8 protein-coding genes are annotated in these 10,860 nt (G+C 72.0%); 1 reads left to right on the forward strand and 7 read right to left on the reverse strand.

Features of this window, described 5'->3' with window-relative positions; genetic code table 11:
• The 5 genes from VF139_08525 to VF139_08545 all read right to left on the reverse strand — a co-directional run.
• Positions 1-197: hypothetical protein (locus VF139_08525; protein HEX6851443.1), on the reverse strand; the 197-nt coding region annotated here is incomplete at its 3' end.
• Positions 190-570: a metalloregulator ArsR/SmtB family transcription factor gene (locus tag VF139_08530; protein ID HEX6851444.1), complete on the reverse strand. Its 381-nt coding sequence runs from the start codon at positions 568-570 to the stop codon at positions 190-192. The genes VF139_08530 and VF139_08525, both read right to left, overlap by 8 nt.
• A gap of 73 nt (positions 571-643) precedes the next feature.
• Positions 644-3,550, reverse strand: a complete 2,907-nt coding sequence (locus VF139_08535) for a hypothetical protein (GenBank protein HEX6851445.1) — start codon at positions 3,548-3,550, stop codon at positions 644-646.
• An 87-nt stretch (positions 3,551-3,637) separates the two neighbouring features.
• Complete coding sequence (locus tag VF139_08540) at positions 3,638-5,830, reverse strand: TonB-dependent receptor (protein ID HEX6851446.1); 2,193 nt, start codon at positions 5,828-5,830, stop codon at positions 3,638-3,640.
• A gap of 6 nt (positions 5,831-5,836) precedes the next feature.
• A complete protein-coding gene (locus tag VF139_08545; protein HEX6851447.1) occupies positions 5,837-7,150 on the reverse strand; it encodes an aminotransferase class I/II-fold pyridoxal phosphate-dependent enzyme in 1,314 nt (437 codons plus the stop codon).
• A gap of 25 nt (positions 7,151-7,175) precedes the next feature.
• Between VF139_08545 and VF139_08550 the strand changes: the two genes are divergently transcribed.
• Positions 7,176-7,457, forward strand: coding sequence for a hypothetical protein (locus VF139_08550; GenBank protein HEX6851448.1), 282 nt, complete (start codon positions 7,176-7,178; stop codon positions 7,455-7,457).
• 6 nt (positions 7,458-7,463) lie between these two features.
• Here VF139_08550 and VF139_08555 read toward each other — a convergent pair whose 3' ends face one another.
• Together VF139_08555 and VF139_08560 are read right to left on the reverse strand one after the other, a co-directional pair.
• Entirely contained in the window at positions 7,464-8,201 is a 738-nt protein-coding gene (locus VF139_08555; GenBank protein ID HEX6851449.1) for a hypothetical protein, read from the reverse strand.
• A complete protein-coding gene (locus tag VF139_08560; protein HEX6851450.1) occupies positions 8,202-10,574 on the reverse strand; it encodes a sialate O-acetylesterase in 2,373 nt (790 codons plus the stop codon).
• Positions 10,575-10,860 lie beyond the last annotated feature (286 nt).

The following is a 10,860-nucleotide window of genomic DNA, read 5'->3' on the forward strand; positions in this document are numbered from 1 at the left end:
CCCTTCGAGGCGTGCACGCCGAGGTCGATCCCCTTCTCCTTCATGAACGCGACCGCGCGCGGGTTCACCCGGCCGGAGGGACGGGAGCCGGCGCTGTACGCCTCGGCCCCGACCGCGCGGGCGAACCCCTCGGCCATCTGCGAGCGGCAGGAGTTCTCGACGCAGACGAAGAGCACGCGCGGGCGCGGCTCAGACATGGGCTCCCCTTTCGGCGGGGTCGATCGAGCAGAGGGTCTCGACGGGGATCCGGCGGACCGCCGCGAGCTTCCTCCGGTCCTCGGCGATGGCGGGATCGCGTTTCAGGGCGGAGCGCACGAGCTCCAGCACCGCGCCGGCGTGGGGGTTCCGACCGCCCGCGGCGAGACCGTAGTGGATCCACTTCCCGTCGCGGCGATCCTCGACGAGGTCGGCCTGCTTCAGGATCGAGAGGTGCTTCGAGATCGTCGAGGTCGCCAGACCCAGCACCGCCTGGATCTGGCAGACGCACAACGCGCCGGGCTCGAGGAGCTTGAGGATCCGGGTCCGGGTGGGATCGGCGGCGGCCTTCAGGGCCGTTTCGAAGTCGCGCACGTCGCCTCCGTTCATTTCGACGGATGGCGAAGTGTAGAACGGATCGCCGCGCCGCGCCTCCCCGCACCCCGCCTCAGGGTTCGGAGGGGTTCCCGCACCCGTCGAGCGTTCTCACGCGGAACGCCCGGAAACCCCCGTCGAGGGGCTCGGTGTAGGCGTTCGTGGTCCCGCTCTGCAGGAGCGTCCATTCCGACGGGAACGCGGCGGCGAAACTCGTCGCGCCGTAGACCTCCTGCGCCGCGAGATCGGCGCAGGCCGGGGGGCTCCACGCGAACGTCGCCGACCCCGCGTCCTTGGACCCCGCGACGGAATCCCCCACCCCCGGGCAGGCGACGGCGTCGGCGGCGTCGACCGCCGGGGCGGAGCATTCCTGCACGCCCGCGGTGGCGAGGGGGGTCGCGCAGGCGTTCGTGGCCACGACGCGCCAGGTGTGCGACGCGCCCGGCGACGCGGAGGTGTCCACGAACGACGTGCTCGTGCGAGGGAGCCCCGACCCGACGGTCGTGAAGGGACCCGCGCAACCGTTCGGTCCGTATCGCCGGATCTCGAAGGTCCCGTCCGAAACGCCGGTCCCCCAGCTCGACGGAGTCGGCCAGCTCACCCGCACGCCGGTGCCGCAGACGCTTTCGTCCGTGGCGGCCGACACCCCGGCGAACGCCGGCGTGGTGCATCCCTGCGCGAGGCGGAACGCGCCGCGGCCGTGGGTGAACGAAACGATGCTGCGCGTCGAAGCGTTCGCGACGAGATCGTAAACCGCCACCCGCGGATGGCCGTTCATGAACGACGCCCAGCTCGATCCGCCGTTCGACGAACGGAAGACCCCGAGGTCGGAGCCGGCGTAGACGATCGAGGGCGTTTCGGGATCGACGAGCACGGCGTTCACGGGAGCGTCGGGAAGCCCCGAGGCGATCCCGGTCCAGGTCGGCGCCGCCGACCCGGCGTCGGTGGACTTCCAAAGGTGCGGGGCTCCGAATCCGGCGAGGGCGGCGTAGAGCACCGCCGGGTTCGCGGGATCGAACGCGAGATCGGACACCAGGCGCGTGAAGTTCCCGCCCGAGATCTCCCGCCAGGCGCCCCCCGCGTCCTGGGTGAGCCAGACCTTGCCGTTCTCGAGCCCGACGGCGTAGGTGCCGCACGACGCGTCGGACGGCGCGAACGCGATGCAGGCGATCCGGGCGCCGGAAGGATCGATCGGATCCGGGCCGTTCGACGCCCAGGAACCGGCGGCGTCGATCGTGCGCCACACGTTGTTGCTCCCGGCGACGAGCACCGCGCCGTCGGCGGGACAGCCCGTGAACGGCGCGATGAACGCCGCGAGGTTCGTCCCGCCGTCCGCCAGCCCGTTCATCGCGCTCTGGAACGTGAGACCGCCGTCCGTCGTCTTGTAGAGGAGGAGGTACTGCGACGAGGCGTAGAAGGTCGTGTCCGGCGCGGCGGTGTCGAACGCGGAGGAGGCGCCGTCCCCTCCGAAGACGTGGCGCCAGCGGGGACTCACGTCCCGCAGCGGCGTGCCGTTGTCCTGCGTACCGCCGAGGGCGACGTCCGGTCGCGACGGGTGGAGCGACGCGCCGGGGTAGAACTGCGTCAGCTCGAGGTTCGTGTTGCGCGTCGCCCACGACACGCCGCCGTCGGGGCTGCGCCAGACGCCGCCGTCGTTGCCGACCCAGAGCGCTCCGTCGGCGCCGCGCGCGAAGGCGTGCTGGTCGACGTGGACGTCGTCGGGGCAGGCGTCCTGCCAGCTCGCGCCGCCGTCCGTGGATCGGACGATCGTCGTCCCGCCCAGGATCACCGTGCCGTCGGGTCGGACGATCGCGCGCGCCGAGTAGCCGCACTGGCCGAAGGTGTTCGAGGCGTAGGTACACAGGTCCTGGAAGGAGAAGCCCTGGCACGTCGTCGCGCCGGGTGTGGCGACTTGCGACCAGCTCGTCCCCCCGTTCGTCGTCTTCCAGACCCCGAGGTTGAAGCCGCCGAATGCCTCGAAGGAGGCGTACAGCTCGAGCGCGTTCAACGGATGGACCGCCATCGCGATCCGCCCGAACGTCCCCGAGGCCGGCAGCCCCGTCGTCTGCCGCGTCCACGAGGTGCCTCCGTTCGACGAAGTCCAGATCCCGCTCTCATCGACCCCCGCCCAGAGCCGATTGGGATCGGAGGGCGAGATCAGGAGCTCCCGGGTCGATGTGATGGTGAGGGTCTGAAGCGGGGAGAGGACGCGGCTCCAGCTCGAGCCCCCGTTGGTCGAGCGCCAGACGCCGAGGTTGGAGGTCGGCAGGACCGAGCAGCCGAATCCCGCGGTGCCCGTCGTGTTCGCGGCCCAGAGCGTGGAACCGTTCGCCGGGCTGACGACGATTCGGGCGATGCTCGTGTTCGCGAAGGGGGTCGCCCCGACCTTCGACCACGTCGCCCCGCCGTCGGTGGACTTCAGGATCCCGACGCCGTAGTACGCGTCGCACGACCCGTTCGCCTCCCCCGTCCCGGCGTAGACGATCTGGGGATTCGACGGGTCGATCGCGAGGGCGCCGATGGCCAGGGAATCCTGCGTGTCCGTCAGCGGCGTCCAGGTCGAGCCGCCGTCGGTGGTTTTCCAGACCCCGCCCTGCGCGCCGCCGGCGTAGACGGTGCCCGCCTGCGTGGGGTGCGCCGCGAGAGCGGTCACGCGCCCGCTGAACGACGCCGGACCGGCGGAGATCGGCGACGGGCCGAGCGGGATCCACCGATCGCCGTCGATCGAGTCGGTTGCTTCCCCGAGCAATCCGGACGCGAGGTTCGCCCGCAGCTGCCGCAGCGCCCTCCCGCGGGCGTCGAACGGGATCATCCCGTCGGCCCCGAGGCGGCGAAGGATCTCCCAGCGCTCGCGCTCGGAGATCGTCCTCTCCTCCTCGGCGGGAGCCGCCGCGACCGGTGCGACCGGCTCCGAGGCGAACGCGACTCCCCAACCCGAGGCCAGCACCACTCCCATCGCCTTGCGGCACGACCACGCCATCGGAGCTCCCTCCCGCGCCGCCTATACCCACAGGGGAGGAGGGACGAAGCAGCCGGCGGCGGGTCGGGTGCAGCGTGCAGCGAGTGGTCAGAACCTCCCGGTCAGCGTCAGGCTCGCCGCCCGCCCCGGAGCGGCGACGGCGGTCGGGTCGGCGGTCGCGGGGTAGCTCTTGTCGAGCAGGTTGTCGACGCCCAGACGCGCCTCGAGCCCCGCGCCGAGGCGGACGCCCACCGCGGCGTCGAACGTCGCGTAACCGGGGGTGACCACCTCGACGGGTCCCGGGTCGTCCTTGCGCAGCTGCACGCGACCGCGCGCGCGCCACCAGACGCGGTCGAGGTCCTGCTCCACCGTGGCGACGAACGACACGGGCGGGATGTCCGCCGCGGGAGTTCCGTCGTCGACGATCTCCCCTTCGGCCCACGAGGCGGCCCCCCGCAGGCGGAAACCCGCGGCCAGCGGGAGCTCCGCCTCGAGCTCGAGGCCGCGGAGGTCGGCGCGCGCCCGGTTGCGATAGTAGAAGTTCGTCACGGTCGGATCGGTCGGGTCGGGCTCCCCGTATCGCTCGATGAGGTCGTCGATCCGGTAGGCGTACGCGTACGCGGCGAGGTTGGCCCGCCCGGCCTTCGTGCGGAACACGAGGTCGGCCTGGAGCGTCGACTCGGGCTTCAGGTCGGGGTTCCCCGTGATGAACCCGCGACCGGAGGGACCGCGGAAGAAGCGATCGGACAGGGTCGGATCGCGGAAGCCGCGGGCGAGCTGCAGGGTGACGGACGACGTCGCCGCGACGCGCGCGGACGCCGAGGCGTACCCCGAGAGGACGCCGCGCTCGTCGGAGACGTCGCCGGCGTATCCCCCCTCGTTGCGCACCGCGATGCCGTCGAGACGGGCGCCGCCGGCCAGGGTGAACCGGGAGTCCGCCGGCGCGACCTCGGCCTCCACGTGGAGTCCGAGGTCGTACCGGGAGGCGCGCTCCACGGAGGTCGTGGTCGTGGTGGAGGTGGGAGCTCCCGAGGCGTCGAACGAAAACGTCGTCTCCTCCGAGTTCAGGCCGAAGCGCGAGGAGAAGTCGACGCCCGCGCGCAGGAAGCCGCGCTCGAAGGGGCGCGTCCCGGTGGCGCGGAAGCTCGCGTCGTTCGCGTCGACGTCCGCGCGCTGGATCCGGCGGGTGACGGCGGCGGTTTGCGCGCGGTCGCGATCGGTGACGAGGCGGTAACGCCCGGCGAAGCCCCGCACCTCGACCGTCTCGAACCCCGCGAACCGGCCGGCGTCGAGCCCCACCGTGAAGCGGTCGGAGTCCTCGGTCGGGTAGAACGCTCGCGTCACCGACGAGTCGGTCGCGGGCTTGCCGATGTCGCGGGCACGGTCGACCTGCAGGGCGAACCACAACCGTTTGTCCCCGACCGGCGTGAGCCATCGGACGAGCGCGCCGCGGTCGCGGGCCGACGAGTTCGGCACCTTCCCGTCCGGCGAGTCGTAATCCTGGTAGGAGCGGGCTCGGACCTGCGCGAGCACGGCCCCGTCCCCGGCGGGCACGTTGAGCTCCACGGCCCCCGCGGCGTACGGGAGGCCGGTGGCGGCCGTCGTCTCGAACCGCGCGGCGAAGTCGCCCGGCCGCGGGAGCGGGGTGCGCACGTGGATCACGCCCCCCAGGGCGTCGGAGCCGTAGCCGACGGAGCCCGGCCCGCGGACGACCTCCACGCTCTCGAGGACCGCGGGGTCGAGGAAGGTCGCCGACGGGCCGGCGCGGCGCTCGGCGGTGACCCGCGCGTCGTCGATGAGGATCAGGGTGCGGCCGCGGGCGAGGCCGCGCAGCGCGGGGACGACCGACGCGCCCTCCTCGAGGCGCGACGCGCCCGGGATCTCGGTCAACACGTCGGCGAGGCGCGCGGGGCGGGTCCGCTCCCGGGTCTCCCCCGCGAACAGGGTCGCCGCGGCGGCCGGGGCGCTCGGCGTCGAGGGGGCGACGCCGCCGCGGACGATCACCTCCGCGGTCACGCCGGCGGGCACGGTCAGGGTCCGCGACGCGAGGTCGTTCACGCCGATGACCCCCGCGAGCGTGCCGCGCGGATCGAAGACCGCGAGCTGGAACGGCGGCACGGGACCCGGCTCGATCGCGAACGCCCCGTCGGCGCCGGTCACGGCGGACCCGGTGCGTCCGACGACCTGCACGCGGAATCCCGCCGCGGGCCTGCCGTCGGCATCCACGAGCGTCCAGGGATCGGGAGACGCCGCGTGCACCGCGCACACGCAGAGGGCGAACGCCAGGGCCGGGCGACGCACGGAGTTCTACCTCGTGACGGAGTCGAGCAGCGCTCGGACGCGGGGGAAGGCCTGCTCGATGTCGGCGAGGGAGACGGCTCCGACGGACAGCCGGAACCACCCCGTGTCCTCGGGGAACCCGAACGCCTGGAACGGCACCACCGCCATCCCCGCCTTGTCGAGGAGGAGCTTGCGGATCTGCTCGTTCGTCTCGATCCGCGTGCCGTCGATCCTCCGGCCGACGAGGTCGAGCTGCAGCGACAGGTAGATCGCGCCCTGCGGGTCGATGCACGCGACCGGGTATCCCTCGCGCTTGAGGTCCGAGAATCCGGCGTACAACGCGTCGAGACGCGCCTTCACCCGCGCGTCCATGTCGCGGCGGTACGCCCCGATCGCCTCGGCATCCAGGAGGAACTCGGCGACCGCGACCTGCTCGGGGCGCGGCGCCCACGCGCCGACGTGCCCCAGGAGGTCGCGCATGCGCGCGGTGACCGGAGGCGCCGCGAGGGTCCAGCCCACGCGAAGCCCGGTCGCCGCCAGCGCCTTCGAGATGCCGTCCACCGTGATGACCCAAGGCGCCGATTCGGGAACGAGCGAGACCGGGTGCTCGTGTTTCGCCCCGCCGAAGAGGAGGGAGCCGTAGATCTGGTCGTAGACGAGGAACAGGTGGCGCCGTCCCTCGTGGGTGCGCCGCTCGTTCTCCTCGACGATCGCGGCCGTGATCGTGCGCAGCACCCCGGGGTCCATCACCGTCCCCGACGGGTTCAGCGGCGTGTTGAGCACGAGGAGGTTCGAGTCCTTCAGGTGCGGGCGGATCGTCTCGAGGGTGGGCATCCACCCGTCCTCGGGACGCGCGGGGATCGCGACGCCGCGCGCCGCGGTGAGCCACGCGTAGTGGTTGTTGTTCCAGGACGGGACGGGGTAGGCCGCCTTGTCGCCGGGATCGATCACGCAGCGGAAGGCGCCGTAGAGGATCGGCCGCGCGCCGCCGGCGATCAGCACCGACTCGACGGGGTAGCGGACGCCCCACTCGCGCGCGGAGTAGTCGGCCACCGCCTTGCGGAGCACCAGCATCCCGTCCGACGGCGGGTAATTCGTCTCGCCGTTCGCGAGCGCCCGCCGGATCCCCTCGAGCAACATCGCGGGGATCGGGAACTGCTTCGGATCGAAGTCGCCGACGGTGAGGTTGCAGACGGGCTTCCCCGTCGCGATCAACTCGCGGATCTGTCCGGCGATCTTGAGAATCTCGGAGCCGACGAGTCCGCGCACGCGCTCGGAGAGCGAGGCGTCGAGAACGGCGGCATTTCCGAAGTCCAGCTGCGTCAGGATGTCCTTGGTCATGGCCGGGATTCTATACTCCGGGTCCATGCGCAGCCCCATGACGAAAGCCGTGCTGATCTTCCTCGTGCTCGCCGCGGCGACGGCCGCCGTGCTCGTCCTCGCGGTGCGGGGTCAGCACCGGACCCAATGCGACGTCTGCGTCACCTTCCGCGGCGCGACCGCCTGTCGGCAGGCCGCGGGGGCCACGACCGCCGAAGCCCAGCGCACCGCCCACGAGAATGCCTGCGCGTTCCTCGCCTCGGGGATGACCGACTCGATCGCCTGCCAGAACGTCCTGCCCGCCAGCGTGAAGTGCGACGGGAACTGAGCCGCGTCACGGGGTCCGGCCCCGCCCCGTTCCCCTCGGCATCGCGTACCGGACGGCGGCGCGGAGGACCTCGGTCTCGCGCACCGCGGCCAACGGGTACGCCCTTCTCAGACCCTGAGGAGCCTCGACGTCGAACGGCTCGCCGAGCAGGAACCACCCGTCGTCCGTGAGGACCGTGACCCCCCGCTCCCAACCCGGCTTGCGGCGGGAGGCGAGAACGACCCAGGTCGCCCCTTCGAGCGAGAACCGCTCGGCCGGCAGGAGCAGGTCGGGCGCCTCCTCCCCTTCCAGGTTTTCCCGACGCGTGCGTTCGATCCGCTCCCGACGCCGCTCCCGCCACCGGACGGCGAGACGATGGAGCCCGGTCAGGATCGGGTCTCCGAACGGGTCGTCCAGGAGCGCCGCCACCCCGCGCACGAATCCGCTGAGCACGAGGTAGGTCGCGAGCCGGCCCGACCACGTTCCCAGCGCATACGCCACCGACGAGAACATCGAGAGGAACATCGACGACGTCGTCGCGACCTGGCGACCCGAGCGCGCGGCGTCGAGCATCGCCTCGTTCGCCCCCGACGCAGCCTGCGTCGCGTAGTCGAGGAATCCCAGTCCGCCGAAGACTATTCCGGCGACGACCGTCGCCGCGGCGGAGGCGACGGCGGCGGCCCGGATCGGCACGTGCTCGGACAGCGGCGGCCACGTACGGCGGGGGAGCAGGCTCAGCGCGGCCGCCACCACGAAGCGGAGCATCTAGTTGGCCGGGAAGTTCCTGAAAGCCAGGACCGCGGTCCCCGCGGTGTCGCGCAGCCACGGGGACGCCGGGTTCGTCGAGTACCCGTAGGAGACGGTGGCCCCCGGATCGACCTGCCCTCCGAGCTGGAGGGTGACGACGCTCCCCGAGACGGAGAGGCTCGACACCGAGACGGGGATCGATCCCTGCCGTACCCGGAACAGGCTCGCACCGCCTCCCGTAACGGCGCGATCGAACGTGAGCTCGATCCGCCGCCGGTTCCCGACGATCTGCGCGGACACCAGGCTCGCCGAGGCGTCGATCGGCTCTCCGTAGAGGTGCTCCCTCAGCTCGCTGGCCAGGCGGGCCCCCACGACCTTGTACCCCTCGACGTTGAGGTGGATCGTGTCGGCCCGGGGCTGGTCGACCGCCGCCGTGATGACCGTGTTCGCCGTCGTCTCCGCGACGCGTTTCTGCTGCTCCTGCAGGTCGACCCAGGCCTCGAGGTCCGAGGTGAGCTGGTTCGTCGCGAGCTGCACGATCCCGAACCACAGGTCGGGTGCGTTCAGGTCCTGACGGATCTGCGCGATCAGCTGCTTCAGATTCGTCTCGTAGTCGGTCCGCCCGACGTCCGACTCCCCCTGGTACCAGAGGTAACCCCGGGGCGGGGTGCCGAGCTCCTGCACGAGGCCGCGATGCAGCAGCGAGCCGTAGAGCGTCCCGCGGTTGTCCGGATCGGCCGCGTCGCGTTGCCACTGCGAGAAGAGGTTCGTCCCCCCGAGCGGCCCGGGGATGATCGCGACCGGCATGCCGAGCGTCTGATGGATCTCCTTCGCGAAGCGCAGGAGGATCGTCGCGGCCGGGCTCTCGAACGAGACGAGGTCGACCTGGTCGACGCCGTCGTCCATCGGCTCGACGGCGCGTTTCCACACGTAGTCGTTCCCGAAGAGGTGCACCTCGTCGATCGGCGTCTCCGCCCCGACGAGGCTCCCCGAGTACCCCGACATGTTCGACTGCCCTCCCGCGAGGAAAACTTCGCCGACGCCGATCTCGTCGATCGATCCCGTCGCCAGCACCGCCGCATCGGAAACGCGGACGAGGCGGACCTCGACGTCGTAGTTCCCGCCGGCGGGGACGTCCGACACCGTCAACTCCCCCGCCGCGCCCGAGGGCGCCGCGGCGAGCGTCGCCGCGTGGTCGGCCCAGTCGAACCCGGTCAGCACGGTGCCCGTCTTCGAGACGACGACGCGCGCCTCGACCCGAACCGCCTCGCTCGCGCGGTAGTAGAAACGCACCGGCACGTCCGCGCGGTCGAGCGCATCGCGCTGGAAGACCTTCCAGTCGGTCGCCCCCGAGACGTGTTTGCGCAGGGTGAGCGGAGCGGACGGCACCTCGCGCACGACCGTCACGCGCTTGAACGCGCGCGGGCCGCCGAAGTAGTCGCCGAGGGTGACGTCGAGGCCGCGATACAGGCGGTCGTCGGCGACGGGGAAGCTCGTGAGGTTCTCCCACCCCGCCCCGCCGAGCCGATCGACGAACAGCGTCGAGGTCGTCCCGGGCCCCTTCACCAGCCGCAGCCGCAGGCGGCCGCCGGCGGGGATCGCCGGGCCCTGGATCAACGGGACGTTCTGCCCCAAGCGGTCGTAGTAACGCAGGTCCCCGGCGGAATACAGCTGCAGGATGATGCCGCCCCCCGCGTTCCACCCGTGCGCTCCGTCGGACCAGAGCTCGATCGAGCCGACCTCGGCGGTCTCCTCGAAGTCGAGGTAGACGGTCAGGTCCTGGAACGGTATCCCCGACGACAGGCGATCGAACCGCTCGAACGCGCCGACGCCCGCGAGGTTGAACGAGACCGAGCGGTCGCCGGCGAGGTCCTTCACGGTGAAGGTCTGGTTCGCGGGGCCGACGTGCGTGACCTGCGCCGGACGCGCTCCGACGGCGTCCGACTCGAAGTCGTAGGTGTTCGGGTCGCAGCGATCGCCGACGCCGTTGCCGTCCTGGTCGGCCTGGCTCGCGTTCGCGGTGCCGGGGCAGTTGTCGAGGTTGTCGGCGACGAGGTCGGCGTCGCCGTCGAGGCACGGCTGCGCGTTGGGAGCTCCGAGCGGCCCTTCGCCGTCGGCGTTCACGCCGCTGACGAGGTAGTAGAAGAGGGTCCCGGGCGCGGGGTCCTCCGCGAGGGTCGCCTGCGTGCCCGGCGCGCGGAAGACGCGGCACGACTGGTCGTGCAGGGACGGGCTCGTGCCCCGGTAGACGTTGTGGGCGTCGGCGCCGGATGCGGCGGACCAACCCAGCGTGGTCCCGTCGTCGAAAGCGACGGACGCGACCTCGGCCGGCGGCGCCGCGACGGCGGTGGATGCCGCCAGAGCAAGTAGGAACCGGGTGAATGCGTGCACGAGGCCCCTCGCCACGGTCGTATACGCGCGGCGGGGCGCGCGGGGCAAGGAGTTATTGCATGGGGCGGTTCGGGAGGATCTCGCGCAGGCGAGTCCCGGAGCACAGGATCGTCACCAGCCCGACTCCATGACCCGGGACGGGCGGCGTCCGTCCCGCCGCCATCGCCTACTCCTTCGCGGCTTCCTTCGCGTCGGCGATCTTCTTCTTCTCCTCGTCCACGAGCACCCGCCGGAGCACCTTCCCGACGAGGGTCTTCGGAAGCTCGGTGCGGAAGTCGACCGCCGT

Source organism: Candidatus Polarisedimenticolaceae bacterium (assembly GCA_036376135.1).
GTDB lineage: Bacteria > Acidobacteriota > Polarisedimenticolia > Polarisedimenticolales > DASRJG01 > DASVAW01.

Bases quoted from the DNA above. Each gene is read 5' to 3' on its own strand.
- VF139_08545 (HEX6851447.1), bottom strand. From the start codon at position 7,150: ATGACCAAGGACATCCTGACGCAGCTGGACTTCGGAAATGCCGCCGTT.
- VF139_08555 (HEX6851449.1), bottom strand. From the start codon at position 8,201: ATGCTCCGCTTCGTGGTGGCGGCCGCGCTGAGCCTGCTCCCCCGCCGT.
- VF139_08535 (HEX6851445.1), bottom strand. From the start codon at position 3,550: ATGGCGTGGTCGTGCCGCAAGGCGATGGGAGTGGTGCTGGCCTCGGGT.
- VF139_08550 (HEX6851448.1), top strand. From the start codon at position 7,176: ATGCGCAGCCCCATGACGAAAGCCGTGCTGATCTTCCTCGTGCTCGCC.